Origin of the sequence: Lunatimonas sp. (assembly GCF_020832325.1) — a bacterium.
GTDB lineage: Bacteria > Bacteroidota > Bacteroidia > Cytophagales > Cyclobacteriaceae > Lunatimonas.
Genome location: NZ_JAFIEU010000002.1, coordinates 49,857 through 71,047, shown reverse-complemented (window position 1 = coordinate 71,047; position 21,191 = coordinate 49,857). Strand labels below are relative to the sequence as shown.

Sequence of the window (21,191 nt, the reverse complement as noted above, 5' to 3'; positions counted from 1 at the left end):
TCACTTTGAACATTCGTCCGGATAAGGACGTTTTATTTTTGATTTCAAATTAATATCTTTAGCGATATATGCAGGCATACGAATTTATCAACAACCTCATTCCACCTCTTAAACTTACCGACCGGGTAGGTAAAGCCTTGGCTTGGATGGAGGAAATCAGAACAGACGTGTTGCCTGTAGTCCACGAAGGTCACTTCATGGGCCTTGTAACTGACGAGATGATCTACGAGATCAACAATCCAGACCTAACCATACAGGAAATGGATCTTATCTCCACCGGTGGCTTTGTGCAGATGGACAGGCATATCTACGAGGTATTGCGGGTTTCCTCGGAACATCACGCGAATATGGTGGCCGTCTTGGACAAAGATCAGGTCTATCAGGGGGTAGTCACCGTGGAAGATGCGATCACCGCGTTCACGGATTCCATATCGATCCAATCGCAGGGCGGGGTGTTGATCTTGTCCATGTTTATGACGGATTATAGCCTATACGATATTGCGCGGATTGTGGAATCTGAAAATGCCAAGATTCTCAGCAGTTTCATTTCCAGCGACCCGCTAGATGATAGCAAGATCAAGGTGACCCTGAAGTTAGACCAAACCGAACTGCGTCACATCAAGGCAACCATGGAGCGATTTGGTTATAAAGTCATTGATCACTACCAGGAAGAGATCGGACTAAGCTCGGAACAGGACCGACTTGGCAACCTGCTGCGCTTTTTAGACATTTAATTGACTGGATGAAAGCCACACTCCACGGTATTAACTTTGAACCCGAATTTAAGCCCTCTATCCAAAAACTTCTCCAGGTATTGGAGAGAGTAGGCTTTGAGGTGTTCGTTACTTCCGCATTTTTTAAAAGTTTGCAAAAATTGGGAATACCTTCGGCATCCATATCCCTTCTTTCTGATAAAACACGGATATCGGAGATGGATGTGGTGATATCCGTGGGCGGAGATGGCACCCTCTTGGATGCCGTTTGCCTGGTGGGCCCTCATGAGATTCCAATCATGGGAATTAACACCGGACGGCTAGGCTTTTTGGCTACCATTGCCAAAGACGATATTGAAGGTGCGATTCATACCTTGGCAAACAAAGAATATTCCCTAGAAGATAGAACCTTGGTCCACTTGGACTCCAAACCGGAGCTGTTTGATGGGCTGCCCTTTGGGCTAAACGAATTTACCATTCACAAGCGGGACACCTCCTCCATGATTACGGTGCATACCTATATAGACGGAGAATATGTAAACAGCTATTGGGCGGATGGGCTGATTATTTCCACACCCACAGGATCTACAGGCTATTCCCTTAGCTGCGGCGGTCCATTGATCTCGCCTTCGGCCAAAAATTTTGTAATCACCCCCGTAAGCCCACACAACCTGAATGTTCGACCGATGGTGGTTTCAGATGACAGTGAAATCTCGTTTAAAATAGAGGGAAGAAGCGAGAAATTTCTGGTATCTTTAGACTCTAGGTCCACACCCATTGACGCCTCGGTTGAGTTGAAGATCAAAAAGGAACGGTTCGTCGCCAAACTGGTGAAATGCCACAAGTACAGCTTCTTTGACACCCTCCGCCAAAAACTGAATTGGGGCTTTGATATGCGAAATTAGTTTTAACAAAAATTAACCCGGGAAATACCTTGTTTGGTTTTTTATTCGTTGGGTAGTTTATAAATTGCACAGACTTGAATAGAAAAACGTTCCATGTTGCGCTGCACGTAGCAGCTTGGTTTTCAGCTTTCTTTATTGGGCTGAGTACAGGAAAGGCACAGCAGTATGAAGTTGGATTTGGATTGGGAGGAGCCACCTATACCGGAGACATCATCCGCAGGGTGGATCCCAGTCAGTTGGGTATTCAAGGTACGTTGTTTGGCAGACGAAATTTTGACAATGCATGGAGCTTGCGTGCCGGAGTGCATGTGGCCCGCTTAAACGCAGCCGACAGTGTGCGGCCCATAGACCCGATGGCTTTCGCCAGAAACGCCCATTTCAGTGGGACCCTCGTTGAGGTATCCGCCGTAATGGAATTCCATTTTCTGGATTACATGGCCCATAATTCCGTGACACGGTTTTCTCCATACGGTTTCTTCGGATTGGGATACAGTATTTTCAGCGGCAACGGACAGGCCCACGACGATGACCTAACGGCCGGCAGTTATACGACCTCCACACCGGTAATCCCCTTCGGTATAGGCCTCAAGTACAAGCTAAAAGATCGACTCATTTTAGGGATGGAAGCAGGTATGCGGGCTACGTTCAGCGATCAGGTGGACAAAATTGCCAATGAAGAACGGTATTTGCCCCGTTTTCAGGACGGGCCGCCCCCTACCAATCGCACCATTAATCCCTATGCACTAAATTTTGGCAATCCAAATGACCGGGATTGGTATTATTTCCTTGGCCTCACGCTCAGTTATTCCTTCCACCAAGTTAAGTGCTTTAACTAGCTTTAACGATTTATAATTAGCCTTTAGGGTAGAATTTTAAAAAAGAAATGTCATTTTTGTACCTTCAAAAACAGAAGTTTTGGAGAAGTGCAAAGCATGAAGGATAAAATCGACAGGAATAACATCCCCCAACACATCGCAGTAATCATGGACGGTAACGGTCGCTGGGCTCAGAAAAAAGGAGCCATGCGCATATTCGGACACCGGAATGCCATTTCTGCAGTTAGGGATGCGATTGAAGGATCTGCCGAATTGGGTGTCAAGTACATTACCCTATATGCTTTTTCTACCGAAAATTGGTCCCGGCCTCAGGATGAGGTAAATGCGCTGATGGAAATATTGGTGCAGGCCATCGTGGATGAAGTCCCCACCATGATGAAGAACAATATCCGCTTGGCGACTATCGGCGACGTTAGTAGTCTGCCGGACGGGTGTCAGTCGCACCTGAAGTGGGGTAAGGAAGAGACAAAAAATAACACTGGACTCACCGTAGTGTTGGCCCTCAGCTACAGCGGACGCTGGGAAATTGCCAGTGCAGTGACTGAAATTGTCAAAAAAATAGTCTCCGGTGACATAAAGCAGGACGAAATCGATCAGCAGATGATAGCGGCACACCTCAATACCGCCGGCATACCTGATCCAGAATTATTGATAAGAACCAGTGGAGAGCAGCGTATCAGCAATTTCATGCTCTGGCAGGTGGCCTATACCGAGTTGTTTTTCACCGAGGTATTGTGGCCCGACTTCAGAAAGAAAGATCTCCACGAAGCCATCCTGGCCTATCAACAGCGGGAACGCCGCTTTGGTATGACTGGAGCTCAGATTAAATCACAAAGTTGATGAAAAAATTTAGTATTATCGTCTGTTTATTGCTGCTGACCGTGGGCATGTCAGAGGCGCAGATTCGTCTGGGCCAAAGTAGATTTGCCACTCAAAGGCCGACAAATATTCTGGACCTAGACTATTCCAAGCCGAAAAAATTCCGAATAGCCGAAATCCAAGCGGTTGGATTGAGTACCTTGGACGAAACCGCCATCATCTCCTTGGCGGGACTCCGTGTAGACGACGAGATCAGCGTACCAGGCGATGCCATATCAAGTGCCCTCAAAAAGCTGTGGGCACAAGGGATCATCGGAGACGTGAAGATATTGGTAACCAAAATTGAAGGCGATGACATTCACCTGCTTTTAGAACTTACCGAAAGACCCCGATTCAGCCGGGTGGAATTTACTGGTATCAATAAAACCCAAGAAGGAGAACTCAAAGACAAGGTCTCTATCCGGGGCCGGGTAGTACGGGACGATGTATTGAACAACTCCCAGCGGAAGATCAAAGCATACTTCGTGGACAAAGGGTTCCTCAATACCGAGGTCAAAGTAGTGCAGGAACGGGACACTACCCTCCCGAACAGCGTGAAACTACTTTTTAACGTAGACAAGGGCACCAAAGTCCGCATCAATGAAATAAAGATCGACGGAAACGATAACATCGCCGACAATAAGATCAAGAAAAAGCTAAAAGGTACCAAAGAGCACCCTAGGTTTTACATCTTTAAAGACTTGGTGTCCCGTATCACCAATACCACCCCCAAAACCGCCAAGCAAGCCATCGTATACCGGAACCCGGTCACGGAAGAGGAGATCCAAACCTACATCAACCGAAACTTTAAGCTCAACTTTTTCAATGGCTCCAAGTTCGTTCGAAATGATTATCGGGAGGACAAAGAAAAGGTTATCGCATTTTACAATAGCCGAGGATACCGCGACGCAGCGATCGTACGGGATTCCATTTATAATTACGATAAAGACCGGATCAACCTAGACCTTTCCATCGAAGAGGGCCGTCAATACTACTATCGAAACATTACGTTTGCGGGCAACTACATTTATGATAGTGAGCAGCTACAGGCCAAGCTTGGCATCTTCAAAGGTGACATCTACAACAAAGAGAAGCTAGACAAACGACTAAACTATGACCCTCAGCGGGGAGATGACGTCAGTTCTCTTTATCAGGATGACGGGTACCTGTTCTTTACCATTGATCCAGTAGAAGTAAATATCGCCGGCGACTCCATTGACATCGAGCTGCGAATATTTGAAGGACCACAGGTGACCGTTAACTCCGTATCCATAGAAGGTAACGAGCGTACCAGCGACCACGTGGTTATGCGGGAAATCCGAATACTTCCAGGACAGAAATTCAACCGTAGCGCCTTGGTGCGAACCATCCGGGAGCTTTCCCAGATTGGATATTTTGATCCGGAAAACATCGAGCCGGATATGCGTCCTAACTTTGAAGACGCCACGGTAGATATCGTCTTTAAATTGGAAGAGCGGCCCAATGATCAGATAGAGCTATCTGGTGGATGGGGAGGATTATTTGGATTTGTAGGTACGGTGGGCCTTACTTTCAATAACTTCTCAATCAAAAACATCAAAGACTTCTCCAAGTGGCGGCCACTTCCAGTGGGCGACGGTCAGAAAGTGTCCCTTAGGGTTCAGGCCAACGGTCAAAGCTTCCAAAACTACAGTGTCTCCTTTACCGAGCCATGGTTTGGCGGGAAAAAGCCCAACGCATTGAGCATAGGGTTTAACCACTCCGTGCAGCGACAGATTGATCTGTGGAACCGCCAAAACTTCGGCGCAGACATGGGATCCTTTAAGATCACCGGCGTCAATGTGGGCTTGGCCAAGCGGGTTACCTGGCCGGATGATTACTTCCAGGTTAGTAATTCACTGCAATTCCAAGTCTATGACTTTGACCGATATGGAAACTTCTTTGGACTAAGTTATAACACCGGTACTGCGCGAAGCATCGCGTTAAACACTACCATTGCACGGAATAACATCGACAACCCGATTTATCCTCGATTTGGCTCAAACATCATTTTGAGCGGTACACTAACGCCGCCTTACACGTCCATGAACCGAAGCATCAATCGGGAATCACCCGATGAGGTAAAGTACCAATGGTTGGAGTACCACAAGTGGATGTTTGATGCATCGCTTTACACCCCACTCTTTGGCTCCAATAAACTGGTATTTAGTGCCAGAACACACTTGGGTTTTGTGGGCTCCTACGGCGACCGTATAGGCATCATTCCATTGGAGCGTTTTGTGTTGGGTGGAGATGGTATGAACATGATGAACTTTGCCCTTGGCCAGGAAATTATCGGTCTGCGGGGTTACGAAAACCAATCCATTACACCCGGTAGGGATTTCAGGGGACAACCTGGAGCACCGATCCCCTACGGAGGAGTGGTCTATAACAAGCACGTGATGGAAGTTCGCTTCCTAGTATCACCCAACCCTTCAGCAACCATCTTCCTCCTAGGGTTTGCCGAGGCTGGTAACAACTGGGGTAATTACGCTGAGTACAACCCCTACGACCTGAAGAAGTCAGCGGGATTTGGTGCCAGGATTTTTATGCCTGCCTTTGGGTTGCTGGGGATAGATTGGGGGTACGGCTTTGACGAAGTCCCTTCCATTTCCAATCCAAATCCAGGACGCAGTGGTGGCATGTTCCACTTTACCATTGGACAACAGTTCAGATAATTATGGAAAAGTGCCTGAAATTAGTACTTTTGCTGTCTCTTTTGCCGATGGTGGGTATGGGACAGAAGATAGGCTATGTAGATACCGAATATATTCTCAACAAACACCCGGATTACAAGAAAGTGCAGGAAGAGGTGGAGGCCCTCGGATCTGAATGGAAAAAAGAGGCACAAAAATTGGATACTGAAATAAAGGAACTCTACAACGCCCTAAAGGCGGAAGAAGTCCTGCTGACAGAAGAGATGTATGAGGAGCGAATGTCTGTGATCAGGGAGAGAGAACGGGAGGCAGTAGCCTTCAAAAACCGTGTTTTTGGCGTAAATGGGCAGTTTTATCAGAAGCAATCCGAACTGATGCAGCCCCTTCAATCGAAGATCTACGATGCCATAGACCGGGTTTCGAAGCGAAATGCACTGGCAATTCTCTTTGATAAGGCCTCCGGACCAAGCGCCATCATATATACCGACCCTCGGCACGATTACTCCGACTTTGTGTTGGAAGAGCTAGGTTTAGATGAAAACAATTAACATTTAATAAAAATTAACACTATGAAAGCAAGAATCATCCTATCGGCAATTGCAGTGCTTTGCTTTGGATTTGTAGCCTCTGCACAGGAGGTAAAGATTGGTTATACCAACGTAGAATACATCATGAGCCTGATGCCAGAGATGGAGCAGATAGATGCGGATATCACCGATTACGGTGCACAATTGGATCAACAGATCCAAACCAAAAACCGGGACTTTCAGCAGCAGGTGCAATCCTATCAGCAATCCATGAATTCGATGACGGAACAGGCCCGAGGCGAGAAAGAGCAGCAGCTTACCAAAATGCAGCAGGATATCCAGAAGTTTCAGCAGGATGTACAGGCCTCCTATCAGCGCAAGCTTCAGGAGCTTCTAGAGCCCGTACAAACCAAGGTATATAATGCCATCAATGCGGTTGCCGCTGAAAACAACTATACCCATATCTTTGCCGACTCTGCTGGTCAGGCTCCTGTACTATTGTACACCAAAGACGATGATCCATTTACCGACTTGGTATTGACCAAACTGGGAGTGACGCCTCCAGCAAATCCGAATAATTAATTTTAACATTAAAAAATTATGAGCCCACTCCGCCTTCGGTGTGGGCTTTTTTTATACTTTTATAGTTAGAGGCAGATTTCTTATTTACCCAACCCCAGCACCAAATGAGTTTATCCGTTTTGCTATGGACCGCGCTAACCTTTTTACCACAGGGCGTCCTATATGACCTGGAAGCCACAGAGGTCGTTGTGAAAACCACCGATGCCGGTGAGCGCTATTTTTCGTATCTCATCACCAACGTGGGAAGTGAAATTGCCCCGGCGGGAAGCTACGAAGTATTCCTTTCAGTAAACGGGCGGGTGATCAGCCTGGATACCAAAACCTCGGCATTGGATCCCGGCAAATCCCTTCTTTACACCTCAGAGACAAAATTTACTCCAAGCGACAAAAAAAACAAGCCGCTGAAATTTAAACTAAAGATCAATACCAAGGATGCCAACAAGGCAAACAATCAATACCTAGGAACCGTATCGTGGTAAAGAGTACAGGTTTGCTTTGACTGACGATTGGTTTCACTCGTAGGGAAGGGTCACCACAAAGGTAGTTCCTTTCCCAACTTCACTTTCGACCTCTACGTAGCCCCCCATAGCTTCAATTTGATTTCTAGTAATGTATAAGCCAACACCCCGTGAATCTTCATGTCGGTGAAAGGTCTTGTACATGCCGAAAAGGTCTTTGCCATATTTAGTTAAATCTATCCCCAGTCCGTTATCTTCAAAATACAATTTTACAACATCCTTCTCTTCTCTTGAGAATATTTTAAGACAGCTAGGTCGTTCGGGTGACTTGTACTTAATGGCGTTTGTAATAAAATTCAGCGTGATGCTTTCGATATATGCAGGAATAATTCGAATTTTTAGGTCCTCGGAAACTTCGTTGATGACTTCAATTTTTTCTCTTTCGATTATCGCACGCAAACTCTCTATGTTTTTCCGTACAATCGGCCGAATTGAAAGTATAAACCTAGCTTCCTCGTCCAAGTTTACACGAATAACCTCAGAGAGGTCCTTGATGGTATTCATGAGATTTTCTGACCCGGTTTCAATCATCTGAACGATTTCGTTTTCGAAATACTCAGGTTGTACTGCTTTTAACACTTCCAACAACCCGGATATCCCACCACTATGAGACCTGAGATTGTGGGATACGATGTAGGCGAAATTTTTAAGCCGATCGTTTTGGGCCATTGTGAGTTGATGCAATGTCTCGATTCTTTTTTCAGCATCCTTTTGTTGGCTAATGTCCACCGCAATGCCCAAGTAACCAATCGTATGATCGTTTTGAACTATTGCGGTAACCGACAACAAGACAGGCAATTTTGATCCATCTTTTCGAATATATGTCCATTCCTGCGTATGAGCGACACCCTGTTTCGCTCTAAACACAAACACATCGAACCCCGAGACCTCAACTCCGTACTTATCTGTTAAGATATTTGCCTCCTGAACGACCTCCTCTTCTAGGTGAAAAACTTGAGGTGAGGCAACTCCTACCACTTCACCCGCTGAATACCCCAGCATCTTTTCAGCTCCAGTATTAAACAACGATATGGTACCTTCCGTATCTGTGGCAATAATGCTCACCTGTGACCCTGCATCCAGCACAGCTTGTAAATTGGAAATTGCACGTTGAAGATCTTTTTCGCGTTTCTTCTTTTCGGATATATCCTCAATCACAGACCAAATTAACTTCCTGCCATTTAGGTCTTTGATGACGACACCATTTAAAAGAACCGGGTAACGAGATCCATCTTTCCTGATGTACTGCTTTTCAAGTGGACCATATCTCCCTGACAATTCCATATTCCGCACAGCCTCGCTCTCTTTGTCTGCATACTCCTCTGGGGTGATATCAAAGTAGCTTAACCCCAGAAACTCGCTCTTTTCGTAACCAGTGGGCTCTAAGAGTTTAGCATTCACATCTAGAAATTCGCCAGTATGATAATCGTTTAGAGAAATACCAATCGGAGATAAATCATACAACGCTTTGAGAATGTTCCTTTGGTATTCTGCCTCCTCTTCTCTTTGCTTCCTATCAGTAATCTCTTGGTGTGTTCCATACATCTTCAAGGCCCTACCATCGGTCGACCATGAAATAACTTTACCACGTACATTTACCCAAATGTAGTTGCCATTTTTGTGCCTCATACGCAGTTCCGTTTGGAAAAACTCCCGCTGCTTTTTGAAGCACTCGATCAATAGTCTCCTCGCACCTTCAAGTCCATCTTTATCGGCATGAGACTCCCACCCCGAAAAGGAAATAGGCTGAATCTCATTCTTCTCGTAACCAAGCATCTGGGCGTAACGGTCATTAATCACTACCTCGCCGGTTGATATATCCCACTCAAACGTTCCTGCGCTGGTACTTTCGATCAGCTCTCGATAGCGGTTTCTGGAATCGACAATATCTTGGATAGGTCGACCTTCAGGAATAATAAATAAAACCTGGCCTGACTCATCTATTACGGGCTTTAGACTAAATAAAATGGTCGTTGTAAGACCATCTTTAACCAACACAGTTTCTTCATAAGCTATTTCCTGTCCTTCAAGTACTTTTTCAAAACTCTCTTTTAGCCGTTGTTGAGCTGCCTCCGATATCTGCCACCAATAGCAGTCCCAGAAAAATCTACCTATCACGTCTGTTCTTTTCAACCCAGCCCTATTCAGAGCGGTTTCATTGGCATCCAACAAGATGCCCTGGGTATCCAGAAATCCAATGAAAGAATTACTGGAATTAAATATACCCTGAAATTTCAGCATCTGCTTTTTGACGACCGAGATATCTTGAAAAGCCCCGACTACCGTGCCATTGATCCGCTTCCCGGTAGCTCGCACCCACTTCAAATTCCCTTTGGCAGTGACCAAACGGCAGGTCACGTCAAATGGAGTATCCTTTTCAATGCATTGCACTAGCGCCGACCGGATAATATGCCGGTCATCTGGATGATAAAAATCAATGCCATTGGAACGATTGTGATCAAAACCAACCGGTAACTCATGGATATCGTAAACCTGTTCTGTCCAACGGGTCTTTCCTGTCGATATATCAAGCTCCCATGCTCCAATCTGATTAATTTGCTGAGCTTCCTCCAACAGAAAAAGTGCCTTCCGAAGCTTTAGTTCATTCTTCTCGAAATCCAGGTTCTTTTTTCTCAACTCCAACAACTTCATCACCTGGGTGGCAAGACGCTTCAAGGAGTCAGCTTGCTCATCCGAAAGGACATGCGGATTACTATCGATCACGCATAGGGTACCGAACGTGAATCCCTCCTGACTAACTAAAGGTATCCCTGCATAAAAAACTATATGGGGGTCACCAAGGACGAGCGGATTATCCTGAAATCGAGGATCCCTTCTGGCGTCCTGTACCACCATCATCTCACCATTCCGATGCAAGGCATGCGCACAAAAAGAATACTGCCTTGGAGTCTCCCGCTGCTCGATCCCATGACGGGCGAGAAACCACTGCTTATCTTCGAAAACCACGCTGATCAACGATATACGGGTCTCACAAATCCGAGACGCCATCTTCGTTAAAAAATCAAACTCTTCTAGGTCGGTTATACCATCTAAATGGTACTCTCCTAACACTCTCAATCTCTCCTGTTCTTCCTCCTTAATACTCGAGGCCATAGTAAAGTTGTATCATCGTTAAAAACTATCAATTATCCAAGTAACCAAATATTCTGAAAAAAACCTAACTATTCACGATTTCCCAAAACCTCTCAAAGAGAACCCCCCTCTATGATTAGCTCTCCTGATACTTGGATCACGCTTATATCATACTACCAGCCTAACACACCTAACGGTAATACTCCTGATTCTCCTTGGTCACGATATCAATGGGCATGTAGTACACCGGGTCTACGGGCAGCTTGAGACTCAAATGGCGGTAAAGATTCATCAGACCCTTATAACCCTGATCCTCCGGTTTGTGACAAATCAAAAAGTCTATGACTCCCTTTCGCAGATATTCCTGATTCTGTAACACAAAATCGTATCCAACCAGGTGCAAATGGGTGATTCCTTCGTCTTCCAGAAACTTTGCCACGGAAAACACCCGCGAATTCGTCACGAAAATCGCCTCCACAGCGGGATGATGCATCATGGCCCGCTTCAGCGAAATTTCCACCGATTCTTGATCCGCATGCTCAATGTCCAGTCTGATCAGGTCATAGGGATCATCACTTTGTTCAAAATAGGATCTAAAGCCCTTTTCGATCTGTGCGTAGTTATAGCTATTTGGTTGCTTGGTGATATGCACCAACAAAATTTTCCGGGACTTACCAAGTCCAAAATCACATAATCTCGCGCCAAGAAAGCCACTCTGAAGTAACGGCGGGCCGATATAAGATAGGCTCGGTTGGTTCTCGATATTGCTGTCTATAAACACAAACGGCATACCTTTCTCCTTACAGTATTTCAGGAATGGCACGGCCTCTTCCACAAAAGAAGGAGCGATTAACACGCCGTCATAGTTCTTTTCCTTGATTTTTTCTACCCCCTGCTGAAAGGTACTTCTGTCCTGCAGATCAAAGAGGAAGGTATCCACCGTCACGCCGTATTGCTTGATTTCCTCCTGTGCCCGTTCAATGCCCTTCAAAGGAGCATCCCAAAAGTCGGTCCGCTCTGAACGCTTGGGAATGATCACGGCGATGTGAAACACCTTACCCGATGCCAGCCTACTCGCCAAGATATTGGGTCGGTAGTTGAGCTCTTTGATAATGGCTTCAATCTTCTTTTTCGTTTTGGGAGACACCCCACTTCGATTGTGTAATACGCGGTCTACGGTAGCAATGGATACGTTTGCCCTGCGGGCTATTTCCTTGACCCCCGAAAGAACTCTCTTGCTTTTCATCTGTTTATAATTTGTTCTTTAACGGTCAGATAGAATCCCTGCCTATCGGCAGGCAGGTCGCATGTTTTCCCGATAGCTATCGGGGCATCCCGCTGTGTGACGGCTACATCATGCTAGATTTCATGTGTTTATAACTTTTTATTGGCTGTCATATCTTGCGCACAAAGATTGGGCTAGCGGATCCCTGAACCAACCCAACTACCCATTCGCCTGCCCTCCCAAGAATTCATTCATATGTTGCCGAACAAAGTCATCGTCGTTCAGGTGCGGATAGTCCCTGTATACCCGATCTATTTCTTCCATTTGGCCCGGTGACAATTCCTCGGAAGGGTTGAGGCACCAGCGACCTTCCAACAGCCCCTGCCGACGAAGTATCTCGTGAATCCCTGGGATACAGCCGTGAAATTGGTGGTGTGGATCGAAGATCGCCGCATTCACGTCGGTTACCTGCACACCGAGTGCTAGCAGCTCAGACATACTCGGTGAACCGCTCCGCTTACAGTGTTTGATATCCTCCAAGAGCTCCACAGCCTTATGGGTCCATACAGCCCAATGGCCGAGTAACCCACCTACGATTTCCTTTTCCCGGTAACTGCCGTTTACCCACATGCGGTACGTAGTCAAGAGGTCAGCGACGATATTATCGTCGTTGCCGGTATACAGGGCGATATCTGCGTACCTGTCTGAACCCAGCACGGCCCGAATGACATCCAGTGATTGGTACCTGTTGAAGGGTGCCATTTTGATGGCATGTACGTTGGGAATATCGGCAAAGTCCCTCCAGAATGCATGGCTCAACAACCTGCCTCCCGCTGAAGGCTGGAGGTAAAAGCCAAATAGCGGAATATGGTCGGCAACTTTTTCTGCCCGCTGTATCAGCTCCGCTTCGGACCAGTCCCCAAGGCCACCGGCACTCAACAGACCCAAGTCATAGCCCAATTCAGCCGCCAATTGGGCTTCTGCGATAGCCTGATCCGTGGGCCCCACGATTCCGGCAACTTTCACAAAGGGCCGGGTAATCTGGGCCGCGTGAATCTCTTCCATGGCGATGCGCAAGACCGGCTCAAACAGCCCTACCTTCTTATCCCTGATTTCAAACTGGGTGGAGTGTACTCCCACCGCCACACCACCGGCCCCACTTGCGATGTAGTAGCGGGTAAGGCCTCGTTGCCTTCGCTCATCGAACTTCCGCTCACCATCCAATGCCAAGGGGTGCGCCGGTATGGCCAAGCCATCATGCAAGGCTGTCTTTATCGATTTATCTAGTATGTTCATTTCACTTTGGTTTATCTCCAGCAGTCAGCATTCGTCCCGCACCGAATGCCGGAACCGGCTGGATTAATATTTTCCAGATCGCTCTTGAAAATGGGTGGGTTTATTAAAGGTCTCCCCGCCTTGTATGACCCATTCGTACGTCATTTCTATCATTTCTTTGAGGGTAACACGGGGATAGCCAAACAGCCTATGGCACCGTGCCGCATTGTTAAGCAAGGCACTGGGGGCCTCCTCACCGCCAAACTTAGGCCGCTTGCCGAATAACTCTCCAAACTCCTCTGCCACCCACCGGATAGATACGATTTCCGGACCGGTGACGTTGAGGATCTTGGCCGGAGCTTCGCAATGCAGCAGGGAACGCAGGGCAATCTCATTTGCATCACCTTGCCAGATCACGTTCATGTATCCGTTGGTCACATCGATTTCCCTTTCTTCGTAAACCATCTTCGCGATTTCCAACAAATTTCCGTAGCGCATATCAATGGCATAATTCAGCCTGTAAATGAGCATGGGAATTTGGTAGCGGTGGCTAAAGGACTGAAAGATCCGTTCCCGGCCGAGACAGGATTGGGCGTACTCACCCACTGGCCCCGGCGGGGTATCTTCTGTGGCCCCTCCCGAACTCAACGGTACAAAAGGATAGACGTTACCGGAAGAAAAAACCACGATTCGGGCAGCCCGGTTGTGCTCGGCCACCCTCCCGGGAAGGTAGGCATTCATAGCCCAGGTAAAATGCTCGTTGCCACTCGTACCAAACTTTTTCCCAGCCATAAAAATCACATTCTCCACCTTGGGCAATCTGGCCAACTCCCCGTCATCTAGGATATCCGCGGATATCGCCTCCACCCCATGGCGGATCAAATCATCCTTCACGCCTGCCTCGGAAAAGCGGGAAACACCGATGACCCTACTGGAGGAACCTGCCTGCCTCAGGGCATTTACGGCTAGTTTTGCCAAGCTAGGGCCCATCTTGCCACCCACCCCTAAGACAAGGATATCTCCCTGTATTCTTGCCATGTCCGCTACACAAGCTTCGCTGGGTGTAGCCAGTTTCCTCTCCAATTCTTCCAATGAATTCATGTATTATTGTAACAGTTAGGTTATGACAAAAAGAGACTCTTAAAATTGGTTCCCGCCAAGACAAGCAGCACCAGAATGCCCACTACGCCAAGCACCCGCGTACGCCTACTATTCGCCAGCGCTCCCATCAACTTAGTGTCCCCAGCAATGAGAAACATACCAATCCCTATAAACGGCACCACAAAGATCGTGACCCCCTGAGCAAAGACGATGAGCTCCAGCGGCAGCCTTCCAAACACCAGCGCGACCGTGGCCCCTAATACAATGACCAAAGATATCAGAATCTTTACCGGCTTGCTGTTCAGATCCCTCCCCAGACCAAGCGCATCTGCAAATAAGGTACCCCCTATGGTGGCATTTCCCACCAACGAAGAAAATGAAGCTCCAAAAAGCCCCAGCATAAAGATATGCGTAGCCAAGTTACCGTACAGGGGCTCAAGCGCCTTCCCCATATCGGAAGCCGAATTTACCTGAATACCCTGTGGAAACAGGATGGTCGCAGCACTTACCAGTATCATCCCAGAGATCAATCCCAGCACCAGAATACCCGTAAAGGCTTCTTTTTTGGCCTGAGTGGCTGAAGACGTTTTCCACCCCCTCTCCTGCACCAAATAAGACTGATAAAAAGCCCCGCCTATGGAAAAGGTAGAAGCCACCAGCGCAATGACCAGCAACAGCGATCCCTCCGGAACAGACGGTACGAGGCTTTGAAGGATTCGAACCCAATCTGGTTTGGAAATAACTACAGTAAACAAAAAAGAAATTAGCATGATCCCCACCATGGTTACCATGACTTTCTCCAAAATCTTATAAAAAGAGCGGGTAAATAACAGGGATATTGCGGCGAGGGAGATAAACAGAATCCAGGGGACTGTAGACGTACCAAATGACTCAGCGAATGCCAGACCGGCTCCGATGGTATTTCCCGCTTGGAAAGAGGCAGTTACCAGAAAGATCCCAAATCCTGCCAAAAGAGCTGCCCATTTTCCCCAGCGTTGCCGGAAAGTGGCCAACAGCGACTGATTGGTAACCAACCCAATACGGGCTCCCATTCCCGTGAAGGTCATCATCAGCACAGTGGTTACTACCAGCACCCACAAGAGGTTATAGCTAAATACGGCACCAAGCTTGGAGGTGATGGTTAGGCTGCCGGGGCCAAACACTAGGGCTGCCGTGATAATGCCCGGTCCCAGGGACTTCCACCAGCGTCGAAACGATCCTGGGTGTTTGGATGGCAGAGAGGATGGTTCTTTCAATGTTTGTTGGTTTGGGTGACAAATTTTTTGTCCACGTTCTGGCAAAATCCTGCCAATATACTCATTTTTTTAATCAACGGGTATGGGATTCAAGTAGCAGAAAATAACTGAAAAAATCCACAATAACCGCATTGGAAGCCGCATTGGGGGCATGATCAGACCGATTGGTCATTCCTACACGGTGTGTATACCCAAGCAATTTGTTGACTTCCACGCTGTGATTGAGTGGGATCCATCGCTCCACAGGATCTTCAGAACCGCCGGATACCAGAAAAGGTCTTGGTGCCATCAGCGCATGCAACTCATGTAAATCCAGCCCTTTTTCCAGCAATATCGGATACAGGCCAACCGCAGGGTTATCCGCCTCGGGCATGCCTCTTTTTCGCCAGGGAGGGGGATGATATCCCAAATACCACGGCTCCCAATAATTGATACTGGGGCGATCCTGTTGGAATACGATGCCGGGATCGGACCAAGCAGCAGCGACAAACTTATCGTACAGACAGGACGCAAACATGGCCCATTTACCTCCGTATGAGTGGCCCATGATGCCGATCCGATCTGGATCCACCTCGGGCTGTTGAGCCAATACATGCCAGGAGGTGGCGGCGGCATAGGCCAACATGGACAAGGGCTCTACCTGCGCTTCATCTATAGAGGGGTAGTAGATAGAATAAGTCTGATTTAAGGTGGATTCCGTGGTACCGAGAGAGAGCGTCACAAAACCCCGCTGAGTCAATTGCAGGGCAAAATCCCGATCCGGTAAATCGGGTCTGCCCAAGCCCGCTGCGGTTTCGGGCTCGTAATATACCGTAATAACGGCCGGATACTTGGACGCCCCAAAAGGTATCAGGAGATAACCCGTCGTGCGTTGGCCGGGCACCCAGTCGAAGGCAATCTTCTTTTGCCAGAAGCCCTCTTTCTCTATGGTCTCTAAGATCTCAAATGCAGGGAGTTGGTTGATTTCGGGCCAGGTTCCCATCAGACCATGCCATTTGTCCCGGATCTCGACCCTCCGCTTTTCCCATGCCCGCTTATTCCTTACGCGCTTTCCATCTTCAAAAAGCAGCGGACTGCGGTATTCACCGTATTGGTTTTTGTAAGCCGCCGGCGGCGAAAAGAAAGGAGCGATCTGCTCCCAGCTTTCATGGGGTTGGCGCGGCATGTCTGAATCGCTGTTTCGTTGGGCAAACAAGCAATCCGGGACCATAGCGCATATCGATAGCACGGATAAGGAAACAAGCAACGGAAATATCTTGGGTAGGTTAAGATGGGGCATAAGTGATGGCTTCTCTATAGTATTCAAAATTTAGTGCTAAAAATCGAACGGACAAAAATGTTTCATATTTTTCAATAATTAATTTGATTTTAATAACAGGAAGGTTAAATTTGACGCATGAAAAATTTCGCAGCTACCTATTTTAGCTTCTTTTACTTTTACTTTCGTCCCCAAGGGCGAATCGGAGCTGCTTATTGTCTGAGTTAAAACTAAAACAAAAGATAAACTTAAAGAGGCCCGGTTCGAAGGAATCGGGCCTTTTTTATTAACTAGAATCAAGAAAATGGAAAATCACTTACAAACACAGGATTGGGGTTTGGGCTTGAAAGACAAGCACCTGATCATCGCGGGACCTTGCAGCGCGGAGACTCCTGAGCAAATCGAAAAAATCTGTTTGGACATGAAGGAGGCCAATATGGTTCCCGACGTGTTTCGTGCAGGTATCTGGAAACCACGAACCCGGCCGGGAAGCTTTGAAGGTATCGGAGAAGTGGGTCTAACCTGGATGGAAATTGTAAGGCATCACCTAAATGTCCCCATTACTACCGAGGTAGGAAACACCGCCCACGTGGAGTCAGCGCTGAAGCATGGTGTGGACATCCTTTGGATAGGTGCTCGAACTACCGTAAACCCCTTTGCCGTACAGGAAATTGCCGACGCGCTGAAAGGTGTGGACATCCCGGTAATGGTGAAGAATCCCATGAACCCCGACTTGGAGCTTTGGAGAGGAGCACTTGAGAGGTTGCAGGCCGTCGGTATTAACAAGTTGGCAGCTATCCATCGTGGTTTCAGTGACGCCTACGACAAGCGTTTCCGAAACAAGCCAAACTGGTCTATGCCCATGCACCTAAAGCGAATCTGGAAGGGCATGCAGGTAATCAATGACCCCAGCCACATCGTTGGTAACCGGGAGGGATTACTGGAAACGGCTCAGCGAGCAATCAATTTCGGCTTAGATGGATTGATGATCGAGACCCACCACGACCCAGACAATGCGTGGTCTGATGCGAAACAGCAGGTAACGCCCCGGCGCTTGAGAGAAATCATCGACGCGATCGATTTCAAAAAGCCATTGGAAGCGGAACAACCTTCTGAAAAACTTCAGGATCTACGCCGAGCTGTTGACCACATCGACGATCAGCTTTTGGACCTGCTTGCCGAGCGATTTGCGATCATCGACCAAATCGGTGACCACAAGCGCGAGCATAACCTAACCGTGTTTCAAGCCGAACGCTGGAAAGCCGTGATGGACTCCAGGACGCAACGAGGTATTGAAAAGAACCTTAGCGAGAAATTCATGAAGGAATTGCTTTATTGCATCCATGAAGAATCCGTGAAAAGACAAGAGAAAAAGTTAAGAGAAGATGTATCTGTAAAGAAAAGCGTCTAATTTTGACCTGCTCTTAAACATACCCACATTGGAAAAAGTCATCTATTCGGCGCAAATCGCTAAGGATATACAGCGCTATCTGGACACCCGGAAATATTCCAAGCTGGGGGTCATCGCAGACAGCCATACCGTGCAGACTTGCTACCCCCTCCTTCAGTCATCCCTGCCGGAACACACCGTCTTCGCATTCGAAGCCGGAGAGATCCACAAAAACCTGGATACCTGTACCCAGATTTGGCAGTGGATGACCGAACAGGGATTTGACCGAAAAGCCTTGGTGATCAATATTGGCGGTGGTGTCACGGGTGATATGGGCGGATTTTGCGCAAGCACCTACAAAAGAGGCATACGCTTCATCAATATCCCCACTACCCTACTTTCTCAAGTGGATGCCAGCGTGGGCGGCAAACTCGGCATAGATTTCATGGGGTTCAAGAACCACATCGGTGTCTTCACCCAACCCGAAGCAGTGATCATCAGCGACATATTTCTGCAGACTCTGCCGGAAGCAGAACTGCGCTCCGGGTATGCAGAAATCATCAAGCACGGGCTAATCTCCAACGCCAACTATTTTGAAAGTCTCAAAACCGAAAACTGGCAAACTCAAAATTGGAAGGACATCATCGAAGTGTCTGTGGGGATCAAGGAGTCGGTAGTCAGCCGAGATCCAAGGGAAGAAGGACTGCGGAAAATCCTAAATTTTGGCCATACGATAGGCCATGCAGTGGAATCCCACTACCTGGATAGCCCAAACCACCTGTTACACGGCGAAGCGATCGCAGTCGGCATGTTGGCCGAAGCGTTCCTCTCACAAAAATACCTTCGCTTGAGCCACGAGGACCTTCAAAAGATCGAGTCTAAGATCCTAGGGGTTTTTGGTAAGGTTAGCATTCCCGATGATGACTTTGAAGCCATCGTTTCCCTGTGCTTTCAGGACAAAAAGAACGAGGGTTCCATTCTCAACTTTTCGCTATTGACCAAAATCGGTCAGTGCGAATACAATATTGCCGTTGGTAAGGATGAAATCTTCCAATCCCTACGTTACTACAACGACCTTGCCCCGTAAAATCGGACCGGGGGAACGAGCCATACCAAGGAATGATCACCAATCCGGCAACACGTTATCCAGCAACTATGGGATATATGATCCGCATACACCTGGACACCTTGTGACCGCAAAAAAAGCTTTTATAATCACATGAACACCGTCACTATCCCCCGAAAAAGCCGCTTCGGCCAAGTGATGATCCCCCTGCCTTCATCCAAAAGTGAAAGTAACCGGGCCCTGATCATCGATGCATTGACAGAGGGGGACAATCAGCTAAGCAACCTGGCCGAGGCGAGGGATACGCAAACCATGATCCGCTTGCTTCAAGAGGATCCCGACACGTTAGATGTGCTTGATGCAGGCACCACCATGCGTTTTCTGACGGCATACGCTGCCCTTACCAACCGGACAAAAATACTCACCGGCACTCCCCGAATGTGTGAGCGGCCCATAGGGATATTGGTTGATGCCCTGAGGACCCTGGGCGCTGACATCGAATACTTGGGAGTGGAAGGCTACCCACCCCTAAAGACAAAGGGATTTACCTCCCAACTGACCGACCGCCTCCAGATTCGGGGTGATGTAAGTAGCCAATACATTTCCGCCTTGGTCATGAACGCCCCCCTACTACCCAAAGGGCTAACGCTGGAATTGACTGGAAAGATCGGTTCCCGAACCTACATCGAAATGACTCTGGAGCTGATGAAGGAATTTGGTGTGGAATACACCTTTGAAGAAAACATTATTTTCATCAAACCCCAGACCTACCGGCCAACGCGATTTACCGTGGAAAGTGACTGGTCCGGGGCGAGCTATTGGTTCAGCCTGCTAGCCTGTGCCGAAGAGGGGGAGCTGTACCTGACCGGATTAAAGGCAAACAGCATGCAAGGAGATTCGCACATCGTAGCCATCATGGATAAGCTAGGAGTGCAGAGTCAATTTGACTCCCAAGGCGTTCGATTGACCAAGAAACCAATAGTTGGCATCGAACACATCGATTTCACCCACTGTCCGGACATTGCTCAGACGGTAGCCGTCACGTGTGCCCTGTTGGGACGTAGCTGTGAATTTAGCGGGTTGGAAAGCCTGCGGATAAAAGAGACCGATCGCATAGATGCATTGCAACGGGAACTGGCAAAAATCCACGCCGGACTGGAAGAGCGGAAAGAGGGCGTTTTCACCCTTGTCCCCAGTACACAGCTCCCCGACCGGGTGCAGATTCACACCTACGACGATCACCGCATGGCCATGGCCTTTATGCCACTGATGGCTAAGATGGAAGTGTCGTTTGACGATCCTGAGGTAGTCAATAAGTCCTACCCCAGCTTTTGGAAACATGTGGCGCTGCTCGGCGTGGAACCCCTGATCCAACAATAGGCCCTTGTCATCTAGAATCCGCCATGAAATCGAGCATGACGCAAGCGACACACACTGGGATGCCCCGATAGCTATCGTGGTAACCATGCGACCTGCCTGCGGTAGGCAGGGATTCCATCTGACCTTTGAAAAACAAAAAATAAACAGATGAAAGGTGTCTATGCAATCGTCCTGTTGGTCATTTCAAATGCGTTTATGACCATGGCATGGTATGGCCACTTGAAATTCAAAGAACTCAAGTGGTTTGAAAACTTGGGACTGATCTCCATCATTTTGATAAGCTGGGGAATAGCCCTATTTGAATATTTCTTTCAGGTCCCCGCCAATCGATTGGGATATAAAGCTTACGGAGGTCCTTTTTCCTTGGTGGAGCTGAAAGTTTTGCAGGAAGTGATTACGTTGGTAGTGTTCATGATCTTCACCTTTCTGTTTTTCAAAAATGAATCCTTCCGCTGGAACCATTTGGTAGGCTTTGGCTTTCTGGTTTTGGCTGTCTATTTTATTTTCAAAAAATGATTAATCTCCGGATGGAG

18 protein-coding genes are annotated in these 21,191 nt (G+C 47.7%); 12 read left to right on the top strand and 6 right to left on the bottom strand.

Annotated features, from left to right (window positions below):
• Positions 1-68 precede the first annotated feature (68 nt).
• The 8 genes from JJU34_RS00460 to JJU34_RS00425 all read left to right on the top strand — a co-directional run bounded on the left by JJU34_RS00460 (position 69) and on the right by JJU34_RS00425 (position 7,575).
• Positions 69-734, top strand: a complete 666-nt coding sequence (locus tag JJU34_RS00460) for a cbs domain containing protein (protein ID WP_228690333.1) — start codon at positions 69-71, stop codon at positions 732-734.
• 8 nt (positions 735-742) lie between these two features.
• Positions 743-1,618 (top strand): NAD kinase, encoded by an 876-nt coding sequence (locus JJU34_RS00455; protein WP_228690332.1) that lies wholly within the window; start codon positions 743-745, stop codon positions 1,616-1,618.
• 74 nt (positions 1,619-1,692) lie between these two features.
• Positions 1,693-2,454 carry a DUF6089 family protein gene (locus JJU34_RS00450; RefSeq protein WP_228690331.1) on the top strand — a complete coding sequence of 254 codons (762 nt, stop codon included), beginning with the start codon at positions 1,693-1,695 and terminating at the stop codon, positions 2,452-2,454.
• A gap of 96 nt (positions 2,455-2,550) precedes the next feature.
• Complete coding sequence (locus JJU34_RS00445) at positions 2,551-3,294, top strand: isoprenyl transferase (RefSeq protein ID WP_228690330.1); 744 nt, start codon at positions 2,551-2,553, stop codon at positions 3,292-3,294.
• Positions 3,294-6,008 carry a POTRA domain-containing protein gene (locus JJU34_RS00440; protein WP_228690329.1) on the top strand — a complete coding sequence of 905 codons (2,715 nt, stop codon included), beginning with the start codon at positions 3,294-3,296 and terminating at the stop codon, positions 6,006-6,008. The genes JJU34_RS00445 and JJU34_RS00440 overlap by 1 nt, the downstream gene beginning before the upstream one ends.
• 2 nt (positions 6,009-6,010) lie before the next feature.
• Entirely contained in the window at positions 6,011-6,535 is a 525-nt protein-coding gene (locus tag JJU34_RS00435; protein ID WP_228690328.1) for an OmpH family outer membrane protein, read from the top strand.
• Between the two features lie 21 nt (positions 6,536-6,556).
• The gene (locus tag JJU34_RS00430; protein ID WP_228690327.1) at positions 6,557-7,096 is read left to right on the top strand and encodes an OmpH family outer membrane protein; all 540 of its coding nucleotides are present in this window, start codon (positions 6,557-6,559) and stop codon (positions 7,094-7,096) included.
• A gap of 104 nt (positions 7,097-7,200) precedes the next feature.
• Entirely contained in the window at positions 7,201-7,575 is a 375-nt protein-coding gene (locus JJU34_RS00425; protein WP_228690326.1) for a hypothetical protein, read from the top strand.
• Between the two features lie 33 nt (positions 7,576-7,608).
• Here the strand turns inward: JJU34_RS00425 and JJU34_RS00420 are convergent, their stop codons facing one another.
• The 6 genes from JJU34_RS00420 to JJU34_RS00395 form a co-directional block, all read right to left on the bottom strand.
• The gene (locus tag JJU34_RS00420) at positions 7,609-10,728 is read right to left on the bottom strand and encodes a PAS domain S-box protein (protein ID WP_228690325.1); all 3,120 of its coding nucleotides are present in this window, start codon (positions 10,726-10,728) and stop codon (positions 7,609-7,611) included.
• Between the two features lie 169 nt (positions 10,729-10,897).
• Positions 10,898-11,953, bottom strand: coding sequence for a LacI family DNA-binding transcriptional regulator (locus JJU34_RS00415; protein ID WP_228690324.1), 1,056 nt, complete (start codon positions 11,951-11,953; stop codon positions 10,898-10,900).
• Between the two features lie 198 nt (positions 11,954-12,151).
• Positions 12,152-13,228 (bottom strand): dihydrodipicolinate synthase family protein, encoded by a 1,077-nt coding sequence (locus JJU34_RS00410; protein ID WP_228690323.1) that lies wholly within the window; start codon positions 13,226-13,228, stop codon positions 12,152-12,154.
• 63 nt (positions 13,229-13,291) lie between these two features.
• Entirely contained in the window at positions 13,292-14,308 is a 1,017-nt protein-coding gene (locus JJU34_RS00405; protein ID WP_228690322.1) for an NAD(P)-dependent oxidoreductase, read from the bottom strand.
• 20 nt (positions 14,309-14,328) lie between these two features.
• Complete coding sequence (locus tag JJU34_RS00400; RefSeq protein ID WP_228690321.1) at positions 14,329-15,564, bottom strand: Nramp family divalent metal transporter; 1,236 nt, start codon at positions 15,562-15,564, stop codon at positions 14,329-14,331.
• A gap of 73 nt (positions 15,565-15,637) precedes the next feature.
• A complete protein-coding gene (locus JJU34_RS00395; RefSeq protein ID WP_228690320.1) occupies positions 15,638-16,870 on the bottom strand; it encodes a prolyl oligopeptidase family serine peptidase in 1,233 nt (410 codons plus the stop codon).
• 256 nt (positions 16,871-17,126) lie between these two features.
• Between JJU34_RS00395 and JJU34_RS00390 the strand changes: the two genes are divergently transcribed.
• The 4 genes from JJU34_RS00390 (at position 17,127) to JJU34_RS00375 (ending at position 21,174) form a co-directional block, all read left to right on the top strand.
• Entirely contained in the window at positions 17,127-18,233 is a 1,107-nt protein-coding gene (locus JJU34_RS00390; protein ID WP_228690319.1) for a chorismate mutase, read from the top strand.
• 28 nt (positions 18,234-18,261) lie between these two features.
• Complete coding sequence (gene aroB, locus JJU34_RS00385; RefSeq protein ID WP_228690318.1) at positions 18,262-19,299, top strand: 3-dehydroquinate synthase; 1,038 nt, start codon at positions 18,262-18,264, stop codon at positions 19,297-19,299.
• Positions 19,300-19,431: 132 nt separating this feature from the next.
• On the top strand, positions 19,432-20,658 hold the full coding sequence (locus tag JJU34_RS00380) for a 3-phosphoshikimate 1-carboxyvinyltransferase (protein WP_228690317.1): 1,227 nt from the start codon (positions 19,432-19,434) through the stop codon (positions 20,656-20,658).
• A 147-nt stretch (positions 20,659-20,805) separates the two neighbouring features.
• A complete protein-coding gene (locus JJU34_RS00375; RefSeq protein WP_228690316.1) occupies positions 20,806-21,174 on the top strand; it encodes a DMT family protein in 369 nt (122 codons plus the stop codon).
• Positions 21,175-21,191 lie beyond the last annotated feature (17 nt).